Source organism: Streptomyces sp. NPDC039465, from assembly GCF_055639315.1.
Genome location: NZ_JBVKAP010000004.1, coordinates 542,414 through 563,743 on the forward strand (window position 1 = coordinate 542,414; position 21,330 = coordinate 563,743).

Here is a 21,330-nt window from a genome sequence, read left to right on the forward strand (position 1 = left end):
CCGCCCGCAGAGGTCGTTCCCGTACGCGAGAGGGCCGCCCCGGTCGATTCCGGGGCGGCCCTCTCGTATGTACTCAGGCGTACTCGAACGTCCTCAGGTCAGCGCGAACGCTTCGCCAGGCGCTCCACGTCCAGGAGGATCACCGCACGCGCCTCCAGGCGCAGCCAGCCGCGCTGGGCGAAGTCGGCGAGAGCCTTGTTGACCGTCTCGCGGGAGGCGCCGACCAGCTGGGCCAGCTCTTCCTGGGTCAGGTCGTGGACGACGTGGATGCCCTCCTCCGACTGCACGCCGAAGCGGCGCGACAGGTCGAGGAGCGCACGGGCGACACGGCCCGGCACGTCGGAGAAGACCAGGTCGGACATCTGGTCGTTGGTACGGCGCAGCCGGCGCGCGACGGCGCGCAGCAGGGCGGTGGCCACCTCGGGGCGGGCGTTCAGCCAGGGCTGGAGGTCGCCGTGGCCCAGGCCGAGCAGCTTGACCTCGGTCAGCGCGGTGGCCGTGGCCGTACGCGGGCCCGGGTCGAACAGCGACAGCTCGCCGATCAGCTCACCGGGGCCGAGGACGGCGAGCATGTTCTCGCGGCCGTCGGGGGAGGTGCGGTGGAGCTTCACCTTGCCCTCGGTGACCACGTACAGCCGGTCCCCGGGGTCGCCCTCGTGGAAGAGCGCGTCGCCACGGGCGAGCGTCGCTTCACTCATCGAGGCGCGCAGCTCCGCGGCCTGCTCGTCATCGAGCGCCGCGAAGAGCGGGGCGCGCCGCAGAACGTCGTCCACGAGTTCTCTCCTTGTCGACCTGCTCAGGGGACCGTGGTCCCCATGATGCCGCACCGTAAAACAGTGCGATCGATCACAAGGATCCCCTACAAGTCTGACGTACTGGCCTGCCTCGTCGTGCGTCAGGGGTCGAATCGCCCAACTCGCCGGTCGGAGCGCCGTCGCAGAGGGCCGGGTGGGTGAGGGGCGCCAAGGAATTCCGCTGTGGGCGAACACGCTCCGGGCGGGTGGGAGGAATGGGGCAAAGTGCGTGAAACGGAATGGTGGGGTCCGGATGTCGACCGAAGGCCTGGAGGTCACGTGAACATCGACTCGCGCCCCAGCCGTCCGGCGTAGCCTTCGGGCATGGCAGAGAGCAACAACCGGACGGTGAAGCCGAAGAAGTCGACAAAGGCGATGCCGGAGGAGACCGCGGCGGCGAGGCCGACGGAAGCCGCCGAGCCCGCCGAGCCTGCGGCGTCGGCGAAGCCCGCCACGCGCGCGAAGGCCGCGAAGCCCGCCACGCGCGCGAGGCCCACGAAGGCCGCCGCCTCGGCCACGCCCGCCGCCTCGGCCAAGCCCGCCACGCCCGCCAAGCCCGAGAGCAGGCTGGCCATGGTCCGCCGGGCCCGCCGTATCAATCGCGAGCTCGCCGAGGTCTATTCGTACGCCCATCCGGAACTGGACTTCCGGAACCCCTTCGAGCTGCTCATCGCCACGGTCCTCTCGGCGCAGACCACCGACCTGCGGGTGAACCAGACCACCCCCGCGCTCTTCGCCGCCTACCCCACCGCCGAGGACCTGGCCGCCGCCGACCCGGAGAAGGTCGAGGAGCTCATCCGCCCGACCGGGTTCTTCCGGGCCAAGACCAAGTCGATCATCGGCCTCTCCGTGGCCCTGCGGGACAACTTCGGCGGGGAGGTCCCCGGCCGCCTCGACGACCTCGTCACACTGCCGGGCGTGGGCCGTAAGACGGCGTTCGTCGTCCTCGGCAACGCCTTCGGCGTGCCGGGCATCACCGTCGACACCCACTTCATGCGGCTCGTCCGCCGCTGGAAGCTGACCGAGCAGGACGACCCGGTGAAGATCGAGGCGGAGATCGCCGGGATCTTCCCCAAGAGCGAGTGGACGATGCTCTCCCACCGGGTGATCTTCCACGGCCGCCGCATCTGCCACGCCCGCAAACCCGCGTGCGGCGCCTGCCCGATCACACATCTGTGCCCCGCGTACGGCGAGGGCGAGACGGATCCCGAGAAGGCCAAGAAGCTCCTCAAGTACGAGATGGGCGGCTTCCCGGGGCAGCGCCTCAACCCGCCCGCCGACTACCCCGGCCGGCCCGCGCCGCCGCTGGACGCCTCATGATCCGCCCCACCACCCGCCGGGTGGTGACGCGCCCCGGAGCTGGAACGATCGTGGCCCTCCCGGGCGTTGGAGACGACGGGGGTGCTCATGACGCGCGCGGGTGAGACATACGACGGCGGGATCGACCGCCGGACCGACGGCGAGATCGCCGTGACGAGTGCGGGCCTGCCCGACTGGCTGGAGCCGGTCGAGCGGGCCGCCAGGACCGTCGCGCCCGAGCAGCTGAGCCGGTTCCTGCCGCCCGAGAGCGGCAGCGGCCGGCAGTCCGCCGTCCTGATCCTCTTCGGCGAGGGCGAGCGCGGCCCCGAGCTGCTCCTGATGGAGCGTTCGGGCAGCCTCCGCTCCCACGCCGGGCAGCCCTCCTTCCCCGGCGGCGCGCTCGACCCCGAGGACGGTGATCCGGAGAGCGGCGGGCTGGTGCGGGCCGCGCTGCGCGAGGCCGAGGAGGAGACCGGACTCGACCCGTCCGGTGTCCAGATCTTCGGCGTGCTGCCGCGGCTGTACATCCCGGTGAGCAAGTTCGTCGTCACGCCCGTCCTCGGCTGGTGGCGCCGGCCGACGCCCGTCGGCGTCGTCGACCCCGGCGAGACCGCGCGGGTCTTCACGGTCCCCGTGGCGGATCTCACGGATCCGGCCAATCGCGCCACCACGGTGCATCCGAGTGGGCACCAAGGCCCCGCATTCCTGGTCTCATCGGCTCTGGTCTGGGGTTTTACGGCCGGAGTGATCGACAGGATCCTTCACTTCGCGGGCTGGGAGAGGCCGTGGGACCGGTCCAGGCAGGTCCCGCTCGACTGGCGCTCATGACAGGCTGACCCAGGCGACCGAAGACGAATCTGCGAGGCTATTGACGGTGAACGTGCTGGACATCCTGTTGCTGGTCGCCGCCGTGTGGTTCGCGATCGTCGGTTATCGCCAGGGCTTCGTCGTCGGCATCCTGTCGGTGATCGGCTTCCTGGGCGGCGGACTCGTCGCCGTCTATCTGCTCCCGGTCATCTGGGACCAGCTCACCGGCGACTCCGAGGTCTCGACGACCTGGGCCGTCGTCGCCGTGGTGATCGTGATCGTCTGCGCCTCCGTCGGCCAGGCCTTCACCACCCACCTCGGCAACCGCCTGCGCCGCCACATCACCTGGACCCCGGCCCGGGCCCTGGACGCCACGGGCGGCGCCCTGGTCAACGTGGTGGCGATGCTGCTGGTGGCCTGGCTCATCGGCTCCGCCCTAGCGGGAACGTCCCTGCCCACCCTCGGCAAGGAAGTCCGCAACTCCAAGGTGCTGCTCGGGGTCTCCCAGGTGATGCCCTCTCAGGCCTCGACCTGGTTCACCGACTTCTCCTCGGTCCTCGCGCAGAACGGCTTCCCGCAGGTCTTCAGCCCGTTCGCCAACGAGCCCATCACGGAGGTCCGCGCCCCCGACCCCGCCTTGGCGAACAGCCCGGTCGCGGCGCGCGCCCAGCGCTCCATCGTGAAGGTCGTCGGTACGGCCCCGAGCTGTGGCAAGGTCCTCGAAGGCACCGGATTCGTCTTCGCCGACCGCCGGGTCATGACCAACGCCCATGTCGTGGGCGGTGTCGACGAGCCCACCGTCCAGATAGGCGGTGAGGGCAAGCTGTACGACGCCAAGGTCGTCCTCTACGACTGGCGTCGTGACATCGCCGTCCTGGACGTTCCCGACCTGGACGCGCCCGCGCTCGACTTCACCGAAGGGGACGCCCGCAGCGGCGACGGCGCGATCGTCGCCGGCTTCCCGGAGAACGGCGGATACGACGTGCGCTCCGCCCGCGTCCGCGGCCGGATCAACGCCAACGGACCCGACATCTACCACCGCGGCGAGGTCCGCCGCGATGTGTACTCACTGTTCGCGACGGTCCGTCAGGGTAACTCCGGAGGCCCGCTGCTCACCCCGGAGGGCAAGGTCTACGGCGTCATCTTCGCGCGCTCCCTGGACGACCAGAACACCGGTTACGCGCTGACGGTCGACGAGATCCGCGAGGACATCACCCGCGGCCGCTCGGCGAACCAGCAGGTCGACAGCCAGGGCTGCGCTCTGTAGCCCCCCAGGGAGGGCCACATGGCCACTTGGCCGCATAGACCCGATGGCAGCGGGCAGGCGAAAGGCAGACCCGCTCAACCACGGGAGGTGTTGGTCAGGGGCCGCAGGGGCGCGGGATGTCGTCGCCCGGCTCGCCCGGCGACGCGTTCTCAGTCGCGGGTGTGCCGCAGCCGCGCCGAGACCCAGCGCGCACGGCGCCGCAGAATCCTTGAAATCCCGACGCCCTGGCCGGGATGCGCGTGGCCCCGCTCCTGGGGGCCACCCCTCTCCGAGCCTGTCGGCCCAGCGGCCGAGCGTCGGTTGCGTGCCACGTCACCGTAGTCGTGCGTCCAACCCATACCTCGACGTCTGCCCGGGCCCCAAGGTCGGTAACCGCCCCTGGGGCGGCCAATTGGCCTATGCGCCGGGCATTTGGCTGTTCGTAGGACAGGCGTTCAGAGGGGTTCACTGTGCTCAGCGGTCCGGTTCAGGATCCTTGAGCCAGTTGATGAGCTCCGAGGAGAAAGCGACCGGGTCTTCCTCATGGGGGAAATGCCCCAGGCCGTCGAAGAGCCGCCAGCGGTACGGTGCCTCCACGTATTCGCCCGATCCCGCGGCGCTACGGGTCCGCATGGCCGAGTCCAGCGAGCCGTGCAGATGCAGCGTCGGCACCCGCACCGGCCGCTTCATGCGCCGGTTGAACTGGATGCCGTCCGGCCGGGCCAGCGAGCGCACCATCCAGCGGTACGGCTCGATCGAGCAGTGCGCGGTCGACGGGATGGTCATCGCCCGGCGGTACACCTCAAGGGCGTCCTCCTCCGGCGGCACCGGCCCCGACCAGTCCTGGATGAGCTTCCCGACCAGCGCCGCGTCGTCCGCGACCAGCTGACGCTCCGGCAGCCACGGCCGCTGGAAGCCCCAGACGTACGAACCGGCCCGGGTCTGCGCGAAGTCGGAGAGCATCGCCGAACGCCAGCGCCGGGGATGCGGCATCGAGGAGACGGCGAGACGGCGCACCAGCTTGGGCCGCATCACCGCCGCCGTCCATGCCAGATAGCCGCCGAGGTCGTGTCCGACCAGCGCCGCGTCCGGCTCGCCGAGCGAGCGGATCACGCCGGTGATGTCGAGCGCGAGGTTGGCCGGGTCGTAACCTCGGGGCGTACGGTCGCTGCCGCCCACACCCCGTAGATCCATGGCCACGGCTCGGAACCCGGCGTCGGCGAGCGCCGGCAGCTGATGGCGCCACGTCCACCAGAACTGCGGGAAGCCATGGAGCAGCAACACCAGCGGCCCGTCGCCCATCTCGGCGATGTGGAAGCGCGCACCATTCGCCGCCACGTCCCGATGTGTCCAGGGACCATCGATCCGTACGGGGCTGCCGGTGCCGTTTCCGTTGCTGCTTGCTGGGGCCGTCATGCAGACGAGCGTGCCACAGCGGCGGAGGTGTCCGTGACCGGGCGCGGATGCGGCTTGACGGTTCCCAGTACGGCAGCCGTCTGCTTGGCCGAGGCGATCGACTTCTCCGGCGGCTTGACCTTCTTGAACTTGGCCACGGCGAGCAGCGACAGCAGCCCCGCGAGCACCAGGAACGCGCCGCCCACGATCAGGAACGACCAGGCGAGCCCGAGCCCCAGGTTGTGGATGCCGTACGCGGCCGCGAAGCTCAGCACCGGCAGCGAGAAGAGCGCGAACACGCCCGCGATGCTGATGGCCGCGCCACCGATTCCGGCGCGCTTGACGTCCTGCCGCAGTTCGGCCTTGGCCAGCGCGATTTCATCGTGCACCAGTGCGGACATCTCGGCGGTCGCCGAGGCGACCAGCTGGCCGAGACTGCGCTCGGTGCCGAGCTCTACGCTCTTGCCGGGGTCGCTCATCGCTGCTCCCTCTTCTCTTCTACGGTCCGACCTCAGATCATGCCGGACTGTCGGCGTCGTCGCGCGGTGCCCCCGCCAGTTCGGCCTGGCTTCGGTGCTCCGCGGCCTTCTTCTCGTAGATCTCCGCCATCCGCCGGTGGTAGTCCGGGTTGTCCAGCTCGTACATGTCCGGGATGCCGTCCTGGTCGTCGTCGCGCTCCTCGTCGGCCAGCAGCGCCGCGTACTTCCTGACCCGCAGTTTCAGCAGTACGCCGGAGAAGACGGCCGCGATCAGCGAGCCCATCAGGACGGCGGCCTTGACCGCGTCGGTCAGGCCGGCGTCGCCGGCGAAGGCGAGTTCGCCGATGAGCAGCGAGACGGTGAAGCCGATTCCGGCGAGCGAGGCGACGGCGAAGACGTCCGGCCAGGCGAGGTCCTCGTTCAGCTCCGCCCGGGTGAACCGGGCCGCCAGCCAGGTGCCGCCGAAGATGCCGACCGCCTTGCCGACCACCAGCCCGAGGACCACCCCCAGCGTCACCGGCTGGGTGAAGACATCGCCGACGGCCTTGCCGGAGAACGACACGCCGGCGGAGAAGAGGGCGAAGAGGGGGACGGCGAGCCCGGCCGACAGGGGCCGCATCAGGTGCTCGATGTGCTCGCCGGGGGAGTGCTCCTCGTCGGCGTGTCGGGTGCAGCGGAGCATCAGACCCATGGCGACACCGGCGATGGTGGCGTGCACACCGGAGTTGTACATGAGGCCCCAGATGACCAGGGCGAGCGGGACGTAGATGTACCAGCCCCGTACGCCCTTGCGCAGCAGCAGCCAGAAGACGGCGAGGGCGGCGACGGCGCCGCCGAGCGCGGCGAAGTTCAGGTCGCTGGTGAAGAAGACCGCGATGATCAGGATCGCGAAGAGGTCGTCGACGACGGCGAGGGTGAGCAGGAACGCGCGCAGCGCGGACGGCAGTGAGGTGCCGATGACGGCGAGGACGGCGAGCGCGAACGCGATGTCGGTGGCGGTCGGGACCGCCCAGCCGTTCAGGGAGCCGCCGCCGACGACGTTGACGAGTGTGTAGACGAGCGCGGGCACGGCCATGCCGCAGATCGCGGCGATGACCGGAAGGGCGGCGGCCTTGGGGTTGCGCAGCTCGCCGGCGACCAGTTCCCGCTTGAGCTCGATACCGGCGACGAAGAAGAAGACGGCGAGCAGGCCGTCGGCCGCCCAGTGCTGTATCGACAGGTCGAGGCCGAGCGAGGCGGGGCCTATGTGGAAGTCGCGGACCGATTCGTAGCTGCCGCTGATGGGCGTGTTGGCCCAGATGAGGGCGGCGATGGCGGCCACGAGCAGGAGCACACCCCCGACGGTCTCGGCGCGCAGGGCGTCGGCGACGAACCGTCGCTCGGGCAGAGGCAGACGGCCGAGGACTTTACGGGTGGTGGGGGTGGGCGCGGCCACGGTGAGAGACCTCCGGTCGGTTGGGCAGGGCTGAGCACATGCCGACCAGACTTCCCGGCGCACCTTGGTCATTCTTGTCGCGTCACTGACGCGATTCTTACGTTACCTAAAGGTGCGCGGATGTGCCCGATGATCATCACCCAAGGTGTACCGGGTTGTATGCATTCGTACCCCAGGGGCCTCCCGTCATCACGCGAAGGCGCCCGCCCCGAGGAGTCCCCGGAGCGGGCGTCGTCGCTTTGGCGCGGTGCCGGTCGGTCCCGTCAGTCCTCGGAGCCCGCGCTCGGCAGCTTCGTCTGGATCAGGTCCATCACCGACGAGTCCGTCAGCGTCGTGACGTCGCCCAGCTCCCTGTTCTCCGCGACATCCCGCAGCAGCCGGCGCATGATCTTCCCGGACCGCGTCTTCGGCAGCTCCGCCACCGGCAGGATCCGCTTGGGCTTGGCGATCGGGCCGAGCGTGGTGCCCACGTGGTTGCGCAGGTCCGCGACGAGACCATCGTCCTCGCTGGCCGTGCCGCGCAGGATCACGAAGGCGACGATGGCCTGGCCGGTGGTCTCGTCCGCCGCGCCGACGACGGCCGCCTCGGCGACCGACGGGTGCGAGACCAGCGCCGACTCGACCTCGGTGGTGGAGATGTTATGGCCCGACACCAGCATGACGTCGTCGACCCGGCCGAGCAGCCAGATGTCGCCGTCCTCGTCCTTCTTCGCGCCGTCACCGGCGAAGTACCTGCCCTCGAAGCGCGACCAGTACGTGTCGATGAACCGCTGGTCGTCGCCCCAGATGGTGCGCAGCATCGACGGCCACGGCTCGGTCAGGACCAGGTAGCCGCCGCCACCGTTGGGCACCTCGTTGGCCTCGTCGTCGACGACGGTCGCCGAGATGCCCGGCAGCGGCCGCTGTGCGGAGCCCGGCTTGGTCTCGGTGACGCCCGGCAGCGGCGAGATCATCATCGCGCCGGTCTCGGTCTGCCACCACGTGTCCACGATCGGGGTCTTGCCGGCGCCGATGTGCTCCCGGTACCAGATCCAGGCCTCGGGGTTGATCGGCTCGCCCACCGAACCGAGGATGCGCAGGCTCGACAGGTCGAACTTGGCGGGGATGTCGTCGCCCCACTTCATGAACGTACGGATCGCGGTCGGCGCCGTGTAGAGGATCGTGACGCCGTACTTCTGCACGATCTCCCAGAACCGGCCCTGGTGCGGGGTGTCCGGCGTGCCCTCGTACATGACCTGGGTCGCGCCGTTGGCCAGCGGCCCGTAGACGATGTACGAGTGCCCGGTCACCCAGCCGATGTCGGCGGTGCACCAGTACACGTCCGTCTCCGGCTTGAGGTCGAAGACCGCGCGGTGCGTGTATGCCGCCTGGGTGAGGTAGCCGCCGGAGGTGTGCAGGATGCCCTTCGGCTTACCCGTCGTGCCGGACGTGTAGAGGATGAAGAGCGGGTGCTCGGCGTTGAACGGCTCCGGGGTGTGCTCGGTGGACTGGCGGGCGACGATGTCGTCCCACCACACATCCCGGCCCTCGGTGAAGGCGGTGTCCTGGCCCGTACGGCGGACGACCAGCACATGCTCCACTTGCGGACAGCGGGCGACGGCGTCGTCGATGGCGGGCTTGAGCGCGGACGGCTTGCCCCGGCGGTAGCCGCCGTCGGCCGTGATGACCAGCTTGGCGTCGGCGTCCTGGATACGTGAGGCCACGGCGTCGGCGGAGAAGCCGCCGAAGACGACCGAGTGCGCGGCGCCGATCCGGGCGCAGGCGAGCATCGCGACGGCGGCCTCGGGGATCATCGGCAGATAGACGGCGACCCGGTCGCCCTTGCGGACCCCCAGCTCGGTCAGGGCGTTGGCCGCCCTGGACACCTCGTCCTTGAGCTCGGCGTAGGTGATGGCGCGGCTGTCGCCGGGCTCGCCCTCGAAGTGGATGGCGACCCGGTCGCCGTGGCCGGCCTCCACATGGCGGTCGACGCAGTTGTAGGCGACGTTGAGCTCGCCGTCGGCGAACCACTTGGCGAACGGCGGGTTCGACCAGTCGAGGGTCTCGGTCGGCTCGGTGGCCCAGGTGAGCCGCTTGGCCTGCTCGGCCCAGAAGCCAAGCCTGTCCGCCGCGGCCTGCTCGTACGCCTCCGCAGTGACATTGGCGTTCGCTGCCAGCTCGGCCGGCGGGGCGAACCGCCGCTCTTCCTTCAAGAGGTTGGCCAGGCTTTCGTTGCTCACGACATCTCCCTTTCCCAGGGCGTCCTATGTGCCTATGTGTCCCAGGCCAAGCTCATCAGCCAGATGCCCGGGTGCACAAGGGCCTCCCGGGAATTGGTTTAGACCTATGTGGCCGTCGGGGCGTGAGTGGCCCCTTCTCCCCGGGCGGCGGGGAGAAGGGGCCACACGGTCTCACGGACGGGACGCCGTGACGGTTCAGGCAGGGGGTGCCGTGACGGCTCAGGTGCGGGATGCCGTGACGGTTCAGGCACGGGCCGCCTTGGTGCGGTTCAGGCGCTCGCCTTCTGGACGGTCGGGGTGACCCGGTCGAACCGGTCCTCCACCCGGTCGTCCGCTCCCGTGTCGGCCAGCAGATATGCCTGTGCCTCGCCGACGTGGAAGTACATCCCGTGCAGCTGGAGCGTCCCCTCGGCCAGCCGGCGTGCCACGGACTCATGCGCCCGCAGATGCTCCAACTGCTGGACCACATTGGTCAGACAGAGCTGCTCCACCGCGTCGGCCGGCAGTCGCCCGGAGATCCTGGCCCAGGGGTGCTGGGGGCTCCCCATCCGCCGCAGGCTGGGCAGCCCATGGCGCAGCCAGCGCCGCAGCGGGGTCTGGGGGGTGTCCGGACCGCTGTTGAGCAGGGCCTGCATCGCCCCGCAGCCGGAGTGCCCGCAGACGGTGATCGAGTCGACCCGCAGCACCTCGATCGCGTACTCGATCGCCGCCGCGACCGAGTCGTCCGCGCTCTCCTCGCCCGGCAGGGGGACCAGATTGCCCACGTTCCGTACGGTGAACAGGTCGCCCGGCCCACTGGACGTGATCATGCTGGTGACCAGCCGGGAATCGGAGCAGGTCAGGAAGAGCTGCGAGGGCCGCTGTCCTTCGCGGGCCAGCCGCGCGAGCTCGTCGCGCACCATGGGCGCCGTGTTGCGCTGGAACGAGCTCAGACCGCTGGCCAGTTGGTGTCCGTTCGCCGGGAGCGGTTCGGCCGGGTGCTCTCCGCAGTGGTGGTTGCGCCAGGGGGTCCAGGGGCGGCAGCAGGTGTGTGACTCGGACGCGGGCTCGGCGATCCGTCTTCCGGACCGGCCGGTGAACTCCACCGTGCCGCCGTGCGCGACATGGGAGGTCTGCCAGTCGTGCAGCGCCTCGTGCGCCGCGTGGTCCATGAAGGAGCCGTCGAGCTCCACGGTGCAGTGGGTGCCGTGCGGCACATGGCTGAGGACCCGGCTCAGGCGGGGCACGGCGAGGAACGTCAACTGCCCGCGCACCCGCACCCGATGACCGCCCTCGGTCTCCTCGTCCGTGATCCTGGTCTTGGACAGCCGGTGCAGGGCGACCCCGACGGCGACCGCGATCCCCACCGCGACCCCTTCGAGCACGCCGGTCAGGACGACCGCGGCCATCGTCACCACGTACACCAGCATTTCGCGGTTCCGCCGGACGCTGCGCATATGCGTGATGTTGACCATCTGGATGCCGACGACCATCACCAGGGCGGCGAGCGCGGCCAGCGGAATGAGGTCCAGGACCGGCACGAGCACCAGCGCGGCGAGGACCACCCACAGGCCGTGCAGCGTCGTGGAGTTGCGACTGACCGCGCCGGCCGCCACGTTCGCGGAGCTGCGGACGGCGACGCCCGTGACGGGCAGCCCGCCGAGCGCTCCGGAGACGGCGTTGGCGCAGCCCTGTCCGGCCAGTTCGCGGTCGAGCCGGGCGCGGGGGATCCGTACGTCCGGAGTCTTCCGGGCGGCCACGAGCTTGTCCACGGCGACCGCGGAGAGCAGTGATTCGACGCTGGCGACCAGGGTGACGGTGAGGACGGCGGCGACCAGGCCGAGGGCCGGTCCTTCCGGCATGCTCGGCAGGGCGTGGCTGCGCCAGGAGGGCAGGTCGACGCGCGGCAGGCTCAGCCCCGCGACCGCGGCCACGGTCGTCGCGGCGGCCACGGCGGCGAGTGCGGCCGGGACCTTCCGTACGGCCTTGCCCGTGCGCCCCGGGATCCGTGGCCAGACCAGCAGCACCACGACGGTGATGCCGCTGATCGACAGGGCCACCGGGTGGAGGTCTGCCAACTGGGCCGGCAGTCCCTGGACGTTGGCGATGGCGGAGCTCTGTGGCGTGCCGCCGAGGACGATGTGGAGCTGGGCGAGGGCGATGGTGACGCCGATGCCGGCCAGCATGCCGTGCACGATCGCCGGTGACACGGCGAGCGCGGAGCGGGCCACCCGCAGGGCGGCCAGGGCGAGCTGGGTGAGGCCGGCGAGGACGGTGATCGCGCAGGTGGTGCGCCAGCCGTACGTGTGGATGAGCTCGGCCGTGACCACGGTGAGGCCGGCGGCGGGGCCGCTGACCTGCAACGGAGCTCCACCGAGCCGCCCGACGACGATCCCGCCGACCGCGGCGGCCACGAGCCCGGCCTGAAGCGGGGCTCCGGTGGCGAGTGCGATGCCGAGGGACAGCGGCAGCGCGATCAGGAAGACGGCGATGGAGGCGGACAGATCGGCGCCGGCGATGCGGAACCGGCCTCTCCCGGCGGGCGGCGGACTGTTGGGCCGCTGGAACCGGGATCGGGGGGCAGTGCGGGTGATTCGTGAGAGGCGATTGGTGCGGGTGGGGACGCAGGTCATGTTCCCGTCTCCTCCGGGCGGCGGGATACCGAGCCGGCGCATCACGGCTCGGCGTTTCTCAACTCTCGGTAAATGGATCGTAATGCAGAGTAAAGACTCCGGCATGATTTTCGGGGCAAATGGTGCATTACTTCACCCGATCCAGTGATTAATGCTTTTGTCTCCGCTTGTCGCGGCCTCACCCCTCCTGTCGCGGTGCGAGTTTGACGCCGCTCGCACTGATTTGTCCTATGAACGGGAAGAGGTGGGCGGATGCCAGCCGCCACGAAGAGGATCGCCCTGGGTGCCGTCGCCGTGGCGCTGGTCGCGGGGCTCGCCGGATGCTCGGCCTTCGGCAAGCCCGAGGAAGGCGCCAAGGAGGGCGCCCCGGGTGCCAAGAAGGGGGCTGTCGCCGCCCCGAAGAGCGCGGTCCGCCTCATCGGCGACGGATCCACCGCCTTCACCGGGGCCCAGCCCCACCAGCCGGTCTGGCAGAAGATGAAACCGGGCCAGAAGCCGCCGCAGTTCGTGGTGTTCTCCTGGGACGGCGCCGGCGAGGACAGCCAGAAGCTCTTCTCCCACTTCCGCGAGGTCGGCAGGAAATACAACGCGAAGATGACGTACTTCCTCAGCGGCGTCTATCTGCTGCCGGAGGAGAAGTCGAAGCTCTATCGCCCGCCCCAGCACGCCCCCGGCAGCTCCGAGATCGGCTTCAACGACACCAAGGGGATCCGCGCCACGGTCCGCGAACTACGCGCCGCCTGGCAGGAGGGCAACGAAATCGGCACCCACTTCAACGGCCACTTCTGCGGCAAGGAGGCCGGTGTCGGCAACTGGTCCGTGGAGGACTGGAAGAGCGAGGTCGCCCAGGCCAAGTCCTTCGTGAAGAACTGGAAGACCAATGCCGGGCTGACCGGCGAGGAACCGCTCCCCTTCGACTACGACAAGGAGCTCGTCGGGGCCCGCACCCCCTGCCTGGAGGGCCGCGACAACTTCGTCCGCGCCGCGAGCCAACTGGGCTTCCGCTACGACACGAGCGGCATCAACAGTCAGATCTGGCCCGAGAAGGAACGCGGCCTGTGGGACCTGTCGCTCCAGCTCGTGCCCTTCCCGGGCCGCGGCTTCGAGACGCTCTCCATGGACTACAACTTCGCCGTGAACCAGTCGGGGAAGATGCACGGCGATCCCGCCAAGCATCAGTACTGGGGCAACCAGATGCGCGACGGGCTCGTGCAGGCCTTCGAGCGCTCGTACCGCGGCAACCGCGCGCCGCTGATCATCGGCAACCACTTCGAGTCCTGGAACGGCGGCACGTACATGCGCGCCATCGAGGAGACGATCGCGAAGGTCTGCGTCAAGAAGGACGTGCACTGCGTGTCCTTCCGGCAACTCGCCGACTGGCTGGACGCCCAGGACCCCGCGGTCGTCGCCAAGCTGCGCACCCTCAAGGTCGGCCAGGCGCCCGCCGGAGGCTGGGAGACCTTCATGGCCGCCCAGCCCGCGGTGGCGTCCCCGGCCGCCCCCGCCCCCGCCGCCAAGCCGGCCGAGAGCTAGACCGGGCGAGAGCCAGACGGTCGAGACTAGACCGGCTGCGGCGAACCGAGGCTCTCGCCGAGCGTGAAGGATGGGTCGACCTGGGCGGCCAGGTCGGCCCCCGTCTTCGCGTTCCCCCAGCTCTCCGCGTTCTTCAGGTGGAAATGGACCATCTGGCGCGTGTAGCGCTCCCAGTCGCGGTGCTCGTACGACCCCTCCGCCGCGCGCTGGAGGCTCCGCAGCGCCAGCCGGTTCTCCATCTCCAGCCGATCGAACCGCTGCGGCCGGCCCTTCTCCATCGCCCGCACCCAGTCCGAGTGGCCCACCGTCACCAGCAGGTCGTCCCCGACCTCGTCACGCAGGAAATCCACGTCGTCCGGGCCCTGCACCTTGTTGCCGACCACCTTGAGGGCGACCCCGAAGTCCCGCGCGTACTCCATGTACTGGCGGTAGACCGACACTCCCTTGCGGGTCGGCTCCGCCACCAGGAACGTCATGTCGAAGCGCGTGAACAATCCGGAGGCGAACGAGTCGGATCCGGCCGTCATGTCGACGACGACATACTCGTCCGGCCCGTCGACCAGGTGGTTCAGACAGAGCTCCACCGCTCCGACCTTCGAGTGGTAGCAGGCGACCCCGAGATCCGACTCGGTGAACGGCCCGGTCGCCATCAGCCTCACCACGCCCTCGTCGAGCGGCACGGAGCGGGCGCACGCCTCGTACACCGGGTTGTCCTCGACTACGCGCAACAGCCGCGAGCCCTCCCCGGGCGGCGTCGTCTTGATCATCGTCTCCGCGGACGCGATCCGTGGATTGGCCCCTCGCAAATACTCCTTGATCAGCGGCAGATGCGCGCCCATCGCGGGCAGCGCGGCGGCCTGCGACTCGTCGAGGCCGAGGGCCACGCCCAGATGCTGGTTGATGTCGGCGTCCACCGCGATGACATGGGCTTCATTGGCTGCGAGGTGACGGATGAAGAGCGAGGACAGCGTGGTCTTCCCGCTGCCGCCCTTCCCTACGAAAGCGATCTTCATGTTCACCTACCGTAGTGGGATGATCGCCGGGTGTGGTCAAGTGCGTGAAGAAGACCACTCCAAGGTGGGGCGCCGGTCCAAGGCGCGTAGCCTCCCTACTTATGAGTACGCACGCCTCTGACCCCCTGGCCGCCCTCGGCTCCCTGCCGGGCGTCGCCGACTCGGTGGACTCCGTACGCAAGGCTGTCGACCGGGTCTACGGGCACCGCGTCATGCGGCGCCGCAGCAACGAGATCACCTCGGAGGCGGCCCTGCGCGGCGCGCGCGGCTCGGCGGCCCTCGCCGGTGCCGACTGGGCCCTGGAGGAGGTGCGCCGACGCACCGACTTCGGCGGCGACCCCGAGGCGCGCATCGTCGGCGCCGCGCTCCGGCTCGGCGCGGAGGCCGGCCAGCTGCTCTCGATCTGGCGGCAGTCGCCGCTGCGGGTGCTCGCCCGGCTGCATCTGGTCGCGGCCGGGGCACCGGACGAGACGACCGGGCGCCCGCGGCAGGACGGTGAGCCGGTCGACGAGCCGCTGATCGAGGCCCCGCTGCCGGACGCGGCCGAGGTCGCCGGCCGCCTCGACGGCCTGGCCGAACTGATCATCGCGGGCGGATCCGCTCCGGCTCTGGTGACCGCCGCCGTGGTGCATGGCGAACTGCTCGCGCTGCGGCCGTTCACGTCCTGTAACGGCCTGGTCGCGCGGGCTGCCGAGCGGATCGTGCTGGTCGGCAGCGGTCTCGACCCGAAGTCAATCTGCCCGGCCGAGGTCGGTCACGCCGAGCAGGGGCGCGCCGCCTATGTCGCGGCCTTCGAGGGGTACAGGTCAGGGACGCCCGAGGGCATGGCGGCCTGGATCGCGCACTGCGGGCGCTCGGTGGAGCTGGGGGTCAGGGAGTCGACAGCGGTCTGCGAGGCGCTGCAGCGCGGCGCCGCCTGACGGCCCCGAAGGCGATGTCGGGGACGCCCTGAACGGCTCCTGAACAGGGTTGCGGCGGCACCAAGGTCTGGTACCGCCGCTGGCATGTCCGCCCAGTTACCATGCGTCCTCGATGTGTGCCCATCAGGCGGAGACTTAGCTCGTCGCCTGGTGCGGCTGGCCCGTAATCGACGGGTCGACGTCGCGTGGGTGCTCAGCTTCCATGCTCGGTCCGTGGGGCCTTCTTGCTCAACAGGTAATCCTCTCGGATGTCCTAGGTCTCGCGGGCCTAATTCCTTTCTACTCCTGTCACGGGGTAAGTGGAACCCCTGGCTCACACCTCTTTGCTTTTCGGTTCACATGCGGACGGAACGGACGGAGCGGGCGGCGGGCTGATCAGCTGGCAGCGGCATGCCGTCGGCGGTTGGCGTACCAGACCAGCCCCGCGGTCGCGGCCGCCGCTCCCACGGCCGCCGCGGCGACCAGCGCCGGGCGCGGCGGCATCTTGAAGGCGGGCAGGCGCTGCTTGAGCCGGACGGGTCGGTTGAAGACGAGAATCGGCCAGTCGCGGGCGGTCGCCTCCCGGCGCAGGGCCCGGTCCGGATTGACCGCGTACGGATGGCCGACGGCCTCGAGCATCGGGATGTCCGTGGCCGAGTCGCTGTACGCGTAGCAGCGGGCCAGGTCGTAGCCCTCCGACTCGGCCAGCTCACGGACCGCCGCCGCCTTCGTCGGGCCGTAGGCGTAGTACTCCACCTCGCCGGTGAAGCAGCCGTCCTCGCCGACCACCATCCGGGTGGCGACCACCCGGTCGGCGCCCAGCATCTCGCCGACAGGCTCGACGACCTCGGCGCCCGAGGTGGAGACGATCACGACGTCGCGGCCGGCGGCGTGGTGCTCCTCGATGAGGGATGCCGCCTCGTCGTAGATGATCGGGTCGATGAGGTCGTGCAGGGTCTCGGCGACGAGCTCCTTGACCTGCTGCACGTTCCAGCCTTTGCAGAGCGCGGAGAGGTACTCCCTCATACGCTCCATCTGATCGTGGTCGGCACCGCCCACGAGGAAGACGAACTGGATGTAGGCCGTCCGCAGGACAGCGCGGCGGTTGATCAGCCCGCCTTGGTAGAAGGACTTGCTGAAGGTCAGCGTCGACGACTTCGCAATGACCGTCTTGTCCAGGTCAAAGAAGGCGGCTGTGCGCGGCAACGAGTGGTTTTCCACGAGCCCGAGCATAGGTGCCCGCCATTCGGCGTACGCTGGGGCGTGTGGGTTTGCCTGAGAGGGCTCTCGGGTACACCATGGAAGTCACGGATCGTTCGCGACCGTGCTAACCCGGTCCGGCTCCTCCCCCCCCGAGTCGGCCGGAGAGACGACCCCCGCTCTCCCCCCCGGCGGGGGTCGTCGCATGTCCGGACGCGTTTTCGCCGCTCGCGTCGGCTCGAAACACCCCTCTGATGACCGCATCGTCTTCCTCCTTCGGCGGACTTGATTCGTCACTCAGAGTAGCGGCTGCGCTGCTCTCCGGAAGTCACCGGTATGGGCGATGAAGTTATTCACAACTGGCGAGTTGTCCACAGTTTTGGAGCAAGATCCACACGATTTTCCGGATCGCTGCACGGTGATTCCCGCCGCGAAGTTCGCGGCCCGCGGGAATCACCGATCTCACGGCGTGGACCGACGGCGTCGAGATCGCCCGCGGATCGTATGGATAGGGGGAGCGGGACATGGCCGGATTCATGAGTTCCGATCGACCGCAGGCCGCCGAAGGGCGGCGCGCCGGACCGCTGATCGTCACCGAGGACGTCGCGCTGCTGGACGACCTGCTGCGGCTGTGCGCCGCCGCGGGGGCGGAGCCCGAGGTGCGGCACGAGGTGCTCCAGCACCGGGCGAGCTGGGACGACGCGCCACTCGTCCTGGTCGGCGACGACGCGGCGGACCGATGCCGTGGCGCGGCACGCCGGGAGGGCGTGCTGCTGGTGGGCCGTGACCAGGACGACCCGAGTGTGTGGCGGCGGGCCGTGGAGATCGGCGCCGACTGTGTGCTGCGGCTGCCGGACGCCGAGAGCTGGCTCGTGGACCGTATCGCCGACACCGTCGAAGGCATCGGCAGCCAGGCGATGACCGTCGGAGTGATCGGCGGCTGCGGCGGCGCCGGGGCGTCCACGCTGGCCTGCGCCCTGGCGCTGGCCGCGGCACGCGGGGGCCGGCGCACCATGCTGGTCGACGGGGATCCGCTCGGCGGAGGGCTCGACGTGGTCCTCGGCGGGGAGCACTCCGAGGGCCGCCGATGGCCGGATTTCGCCGCCTCCAAGGGGCGGGTCGCGGGCGGCGCCCTGGAGGAGTCGCTGCCCGCTCTGCACGGGCTGAGGGTGCTCAGCTGGGACCGGGGCGACTCGGTGGTCGTCCCGCCCGAGGCCATGCGGTCCGTGCTCGCCGCGGCCCGCAGGCGCGGTGGCGTGGTCGTCGTGGATCTGCCCCGCCGGGTCGACGAGGGCGTGGCCGAGGCGCTGGCGCAGCTGGACATGGGACTGCTGGTCGTCCCCGGTGAGCTGAGGGCGGTCGCGGCGGCGAACCGGGTCGCCTCGATGGCTGGCATGGTCCTGCGCGATCTGCGCGTGGTGGCGCGCGGTCCGTACGCCGCGGGCCTGGACGAGCAGTGGGTCGCCGAGACCCTTGGGCTGCCGCTCGCCGGTGAAGTCCCGGTCGAGCCCTTCCTCCTGGCCTCCCAGGACGCGGGGACGCCACCAGGGTCCGTCCCGGGGCCGCTGGCCCGCTTCTGCACGGCGTTCTGGGACCGCGCCCTGGCCGCGGACGGTGTGTCATGACCACAGGTCTGACGGCCGGAGCCCAGCTGCTGGACGCCGTCCGCCAGCGGCTCGCGGAGAGCGGGGCCGAACCCACACCCGCTCGGGTGGCCGCCGCGCTGCGCGCGCAGGGGAGGTTGCTGGGCGACGCCGAAGTGCTGGGCGTGGCCGAGCGGCTGCGGTCCGAGCTCGTCGGCACGGGCCCGCTGGAGCCCCTGCTGGCGGATCCCTCGGTGACCGACGTGCTGGTGTCGGCGCCCGACGAGGTGTGGGTGGACCGGGGCGCGGGCCTCGAACCGACCGGGGTCTCCTTCTCGGACGGCGCGGCCGTGCGCAGGCTCGCCCAGCGCCTGGCCTCCGTGGCGGGGCGGCGGCTCGACGACGCGCATCCGTGGGTGGACGCGCGGCTCCCGGACGGGACGCGGATGCATGCCGTGCTGCCGCCGGTGGCGGTGGGCTCGACCTGTTTGTCCCTGCGGGTCGTGCGGGCGAAGGCCTTCTCGCTGGACGAGCTGATGGCGGCGGGCACGGTGCCGCCCGGCGGGGACCGGGTGCTGAGGGCGCTGGTCGAGGGACGGGTCTCGTACCTGATCAGCGGTGGGACCGGCTCCGGGAAGACGACCCTGCTGTCCGCACTTCTGGGGCTGGTGGGGAAGCGGGAGCGGATCGTACTGGCCGAGGACTCGGCCGAGTTGAAGCCGGACCACCCTCATGTGGTGCGCCTGGAGACACGGCCGGCGAATCAGGAAGGCGCCGGGCAGGTGACCTTGCGTGATCTGGTGCGCCAGGCACTGCGGATGCGGCCCGACCGGCTCGTCGTCGGCGAGGTGCGAGGAAGTGAAGTGACCGACCTCCTGGCCGCCTTGAACACGGGACACGGCGGCTGCGGGACGGTGCACGCCAACACCGCGGCGGACGTGCCGGCCCGTCTCGAAGCGCTCGGAACGGCCGCGGGCCTGGACCGGGCCGCGCTCCACAGCCAGGTGTCCGCCGGTCTCTCGGCGGTGCTGCATCTCGTACGGGACCGGGAAGGGCGGCGGCGGATCGCCGAGGCGCACGTCCTGGAGCGTGATCAGCGAGGGCTGGTGGTGACCGTACCGGCGCTGCGCTGGGCCGCCGAAGGGTTCGTCCAGGAGCGCGGCTGGCCGCGGCTGCGGTCGCTGCTGGGGGGTGCGCAGTGGTGACGGCGCAATGGGCGTTCGCGGCCGCCCTGTGCGCCGGGGCGGCGGGCTGGCTTTCGGTGGGACAGGAACGGTGCCTGCGGCGGGCCCGGCTGATGCTCGCGGGCGGGGGAGCGTTGGAGGTGCCGGCTCCCTGGCCCTGGGAACGCTGGTGGCCCCAGATCCGCAGGCGGCCGGAGTGGCTCTGTCCGGTCCTCGGGGTGGTGCTCGCCCTCCTTGGGGAGGCGGTGCTGCCGTTGATCGCCGGAGTCGTGGCGGTCCCGCTGGTGGGGCGCAAGCTGCGGGCGAGGGAACGCCGGAGGGCCGGGGAGGCTCGGGCCGACGGTGTCATCGCGCTGTGCGGCGCCGTCGCGGGTGAGCTGCGGGCGGGTCTGCAGCCGGGGCAGGCGCTGCTTCTTGGAGCCAGGACCGCGGGCGGGCTCGGTGGCGCGGAGGCCGGGGTGCTTGCGGCGGCCAGGTTCGGCGGGGACGTGCCGGCCGCTCTGCGGCAGGCGGCAAGGGAGGACGGCGCGGACGGGCTGGCCGGGATGGCCGCCTGCTGGCAGGTGGCGGTGGACGGCGGCGCCGGACTGGCCGCGGGGCTCGACCGGCTCGACGCGGCGCTGCGGGAGCGCCGGGACCAGAGGGAGCGGCTGCGGTCCCAACTGGCCGGGGCCTGGGCGACGGTGGCGGTGCTCGCGCTGCTTCCGGCGGTGGGGCTCGTGCTGGGCGCCGCCCTGGGGGCCGAGCCGCTGCGGGTGCTGTTCCACACCCCGGCCGGCCTCGCGTGCCTGACCGCGGGCGCCCTGCTGGAGGCCGCCGGGATCGCCTGGGCCGCGCGGATCGTACGGGCGGGGGAGAAACCATGACCGGCGAGGTGATCCACCGGCTGGAGATCGGGTGCGCCGTGCTGGCCGGGCTGGTCTGGTCCGTCTGCTCGGTGAGCCGCCGACGCGAGGAGCGGCGTGCCCGGGCAAGGATCGCGGCCCTCTTGGCGGCGGAGCGTCGCGTACGGCCGCCGCACAACTGGGCCATGTACAGGGCCTGGGCGCGGCGTTGGGGTGTTCCTCTGGGGGCGCTGCTCGCCGGCTACGTCCTGGTGGGCGGAGTGGCCGGCGCCCTGGTCGGCCTGGCCGCGGGCGGCGGTGCCTGGTACTGGCAGCAGCGGCGCCCGCCTGCTGCTGCCGGCGGCGGCGAGCGGGATCAGCTGCCGTTGGCGGCCGACCTGTTGGCGGCGTGCGTCACGGCCGGCGCCGGGCCGCGGGAGGCGGCCGAGGCGGTGGGGGAGTCGCTGGGCGGGCCGGTGGGGGCACGGCTGGCGCATACGGCGGCCGAACTGCGCCTCGGTGGTGAACCGGCCGAAGTGTGGCGGAGGTTCGGCGGCATACCGGGCGCGGAGAGCCTGGCCCGCTGTCTGGAGCGGGCCGGTTCCTCGGGGGCGCCGGCAGCCGAACCGGTGGCCCGGATCGCGGCGGAACTCCGGGCGGCACACGCGCGTGAGGCGGCGTCCCGGGCGCAGCGGGCGCAGGTGCTGATCACGGCGCCGGTGGGGCTGTGTTTTCTGCCCGCGTTCCTCGCGATCGGGGTGGCGCCAGTGGTGATCGGCCTCGCGGACGGGCTGATGCGCGGATGACG

General features: G+C 71.0%; 18 protein-coding genes. 9 read left to right on the forward strand and 9 right to left on the reverse strand.

Annotated elements, in window-relative coordinates; translation table 11 throughout:
* Positions 1-98 precede the first annotated feature (98 nt).
* Positions 99-773, reverse strand: a complete 675-nt coding sequence (locus ACZ7LT_RS17020) for a Crp/Fnr family transcriptional regulator (RefSeq protein ID WP_019888274.1) — start codon at positions 771-773, stop codon at positions 99-101.
* Positions 774-1,169: 396 nt separating this feature from the next.
* Between ACZ7LT_RS17020 and nth the strand changes: the two genes are divergently transcribed.
* From nth to ACZ7LT_RS17035, 3 genes are all read left to right on the forward strand, one after another.
* Positions 1,170-2,114, forward strand: a complete 945-nt coding sequence (nth, locus tag ACZ7LT_RS17025; protein WP_471236990.1) for an endonuclease III — start codon at positions 1,170-1,172, stop codon at positions 2,112-2,114.
* A gap of 87 nt (positions 2,115-2,201) precedes the next feature.
* A complete protein-coding gene (locus ACZ7LT_RS17030; protein ID WP_471236827.1) occupies positions 2,202-2,921 on the forward strand; it encodes an NUDIX hydrolase in 720 nt (239 codons plus the stop codon).
* 46 nt (positions 2,922-2,967) lie between these two features.
* Complete coding sequence (locus tag ACZ7LT_RS17035) at positions 2,968-4,167, forward strand: MarP family serine protease (RefSeq protein ID WP_471236828.1); 1,200 nt, start codon at positions 2,968-2,970, stop codon at positions 4,165-4,167.
* Between the two features lie 149 nt (positions 4,168-4,316).
* On the opposite strand, the gene ACZ7LT_RS17040 is transcribed toward ACZ7LT_RS17035, so the two are convergent.
* The 6 genes from ACZ7LT_RS17040 to ACZ7LT_RS17065 form a co-directional block, all read right to left on the reverse strand.
* On the reverse strand, positions 4,317-4,505 hold the full coding sequence (locus ACZ7LT_RS17040; RefSeq protein ID WP_471236829.1) for a hypothetical protein: 189 nt from the start codon (positions 4,503-4,505) through the stop codon (positions 4,317-4,319).
* A 115-nt stretch (positions 4,506-4,620) separates the two neighbouring features.
* Complete coding sequence (locus tag ACZ7LT_RS17045; RefSeq protein ID WP_471236830.1) at positions 4,621-5,562, reverse strand: alpha/beta fold hydrolase; 942 nt, start codon at positions 5,560-5,562, stop codon at positions 4,621-4,623.
* Positions 5,559-6,020, reverse strand: coding sequence for a phage holin family protein (locus tag ACZ7LT_RS17050; RefSeq protein ID WP_471236831.1), 462 nt, complete (start codon positions 6,018-6,020; stop codon positions 5,559-5,561). The genes ACZ7LT_RS17045 and ACZ7LT_RS17050 overlap by 4 nt, the downstream gene beginning before the upstream one ends.
* A 37-nt stretch (positions 6,021-6,057) precedes the next feature.
* Complete coding sequence (nhaA, locus tag ACZ7LT_RS17055; RefSeq protein ID WP_471236832.1) at positions 6,058-7,455, reverse strand: Na+/H+ antiporter NhaA; 1,398 nt, start codon at positions 7,453-7,455, stop codon at positions 6,058-6,060.
* A 263-nt stretch (positions 7,456-7,718) separates the two neighbouring features.
* Positions 7,719-9,674, reverse strand: a complete 1,956-nt coding sequence (gene acs, locus ACZ7LT_RS17060) for an acetate--CoA ligase (protein WP_471236833.1) — start codon at positions 9,672-9,674, stop codon at positions 7,719-7,721.
* 269 nt (positions 9,675-9,943) lie between these two features.
* The gene (locus ACZ7LT_RS17065; RefSeq protein WP_471236834.1) at positions 9,944-12,286 is read right to left on the reverse strand and encodes a bifunctional SulP family inorganic anion transporter/carbonic anhydrase; all 2,343 of its coding nucleotides are present in this window, start codon (positions 12,284-12,286) and stop codon (positions 9,944-9,946) included.
* 252 nt (positions 12,287-12,538) lie between these two features.
* On the opposite strand from ACZ7LT_RS17065, the gene ACZ7LT_RS17070 reads away from it, so the two are divergent.
* Positions 12,539-13,819 carry a polysaccharide deacetylase family protein gene (locus ACZ7LT_RS17070; RefSeq protein WP_471236835.1) on the forward strand — a complete coding sequence of 427 codons (1,281 nt, stop codon included), beginning with the start codon at positions 12,539-12,541 and terminating at the stop codon, positions 13,817-13,819.
* A 26-nt stretch (positions 13,820-13,845) separates the two neighbouring features.
* On the opposite strand, the gene ACZ7LT_RS17075 is transcribed toward ACZ7LT_RS17070, so the two are convergent.
* Complete coding sequence (locus ACZ7LT_RS17075; RefSeq protein ID WP_471236836.1) at positions 13,846-14,832, reverse strand: ATP-binding protein; 987 nt, start codon at positions 14,830-14,832, stop codon at positions 13,846-13,848.
* 101 nt (positions 14,833-14,933) lie between these two features.
* Between ACZ7LT_RS17075 and ACZ7LT_RS17080 the strand changes: the two genes are divergently transcribed.
* The gene (locus ACZ7LT_RS17080) at positions 14,934-15,752 is read left to right on the forward strand and encodes a Fic family protein (RefSeq protein ID WP_471236837.1); all 819 of its coding nucleotides are present in this window, start codon (positions 14,934-14,936) and stop codon (positions 15,750-15,752) included.
* Positions 15,753-16,127: 375 nt separating this feature from the next.
* Here ACZ7LT_RS17080 and ACZ7LT_RS17085 read toward each other — a convergent pair whose 3' ends face one another.
* Positions 16,128-16,964, reverse strand: coding sequence for an HAD family hydrolase (locus ACZ7LT_RS17085; protein WP_471236838.1), 837 nt, complete (start codon positions 16,962-16,964; stop codon positions 16,128-16,130).
* Between the two features lie 491 nt (positions 16,965-17,455).
* Here ACZ7LT_RS17085 and ssd point away from each other — a divergent pair, with 491 nt between their 5' ends.
* The 4 genes from ssd to ACZ7LT_RS17105 are packed head-to-tail and all read left to right on the forward strand — an operon-like array spanning position 17,456 to position 21,328.
* On the forward strand, positions 17,456-18,556 hold the full coding sequence (ssd, locus tag ACZ7LT_RS17090) for a septum site-determining protein Ssd (protein WP_471236839.1): 1,101 nt from the start codon (positions 17,456-17,458) through the stop codon (positions 18,554-18,556).
* Positions 18,553-19,719, forward strand: a complete 1,167-nt coding sequence (locus tag ACZ7LT_RS17095) for a TadA family conjugal transfer-associated ATPase (protein WP_471236840.1) — start codon at positions 18,553-18,555, stop codon at positions 19,717-19,719. The genes ssd and ACZ7LT_RS17095 overlap by 4 nt, the downstream gene beginning before the upstream one ends.
* On the forward strand, positions 19,713-20,564 hold the full coding sequence (locus ACZ7LT_RS17100) for a type II secretion system F family protein (RefSeq protein ID WP_471236841.1): 852 nt from the start codon (positions 19,713-19,715) through the stop codon (positions 20,562-20,564). The genes ACZ7LT_RS17095 and ACZ7LT_RS17100 overlap by 7 nt, the downstream gene beginning before the upstream one ends.
* Positions 20,561-21,328, forward strand: coding sequence for a type II secretion system F family protein (locus ACZ7LT_RS17105; RefSeq protein ID WP_471236842.1), 768 nt, complete (start codon positions 20,561-20,563; stop codon positions 21,326-21,328). Before ACZ7LT_RS17100 ends, ACZ7LT_RS17105 begins: the two co-directional genes overlap by 4 nt.
* The last annotated feature ends 2 nt before the right edge of the window (positions 21,329-21,330 follow it).

Excerpts from the sequence above, each read along its gene's own strand:
- ACZ7LT_RS17075 (WP_471236836.1), bottom strand. The coding sequence starts at position 14,832 with ATGAAGATCGCTTTCGTAGGGAAGGGCGGCAGCGGGAAGACCACGCTG.
- nth (WP_471236990.1), top strand. The coding sequence starts at position 1,170 with ATGCCGGAGGAGACCGCGGCGGCGAGGCCGACGGAAGCCGCCGAGCCC.
- ssd (WP_471236839.1), top strand. The coding sequence starts at position 17,456 with ATGGCCGGATTCATGAGTTCCGATCGACCGCAGGCCGCCGAAGGGCGG.
- ACZ7LT_RS17040 (WP_471236829.1), bottom strand. The coding sequence starts at position 4,505 with ATGGGTTGGACGCACGACTACGGTGACGTGGCACGCAACCGACGCTCG.
- ACZ7LT_RS17070 (WP_471236835.1), top strand. The coding sequence starts at position 12,539 with ATGCCAGCCGCCACGAAGAGGATCGCCCTGGGTGCCGTCGCCGTGGCG.
- ACZ7LT_RS17045 (WP_471236830.1), bottom strand. The coding sequence starts at position 5,562 with ATGACGGCCCCAGCAAGCAGCAACGGAAACGGCACCGGCAGCCCCGTA.
- ACZ7LT_RS17080 (WP_471236837.1), top strand. The coding sequence starts at position 14,934 with ATGAGTACGCACGCCTCTGACCCCCTGGCCGCCCTCGGCTCCCTGCCG.
- ACZ7LT_RS17030 (WP_471236827.1), top strand. The coding sequence starts at position 2,202 with ATGACGCGCGCGGGTGAGACATACGACGGCGGGATCGACCGCCGGACC.
- ACZ7LT_RS17050 (WP_471236831.1), bottom strand. The coding sequence starts at position 6,020 with ATGAGCGACCCCGGCAAGAGCGTAGAGCTCGGCACCGAGCGCAGTCTC.
- ACZ7LT_RS17085 (WP_471236838.1), bottom strand. The coding sequence starts at position 16,964 with ATGCTCGGGCTCGTGGAAAACCACTCGTTGCCGCGCACAGCCGCCTTC.
- ACZ7LT_RS17105 (WP_471236842.1), top strand. The coding sequence starts at position 20,561 with ATGACCGGCGAGGTGATCCACCGGCTGGAGATCGGGTGCGCCGTGCTG.
- ACZ7LT_RS17065 (WP_471236834.1), bottom strand. The coding sequence starts at position 12,286 with ATGACCTGCGTCCCCACCCGCACCAATCGCCTCTCACGAATCACCCGC.
- ACZ7LT_RS17095 (WP_471236840.1), top strand. The coding sequence starts at position 18,553 with ATGACCACAGGTCTGACGGCCGGAGCCCAGCTGCTGGACGCCGTCCGC.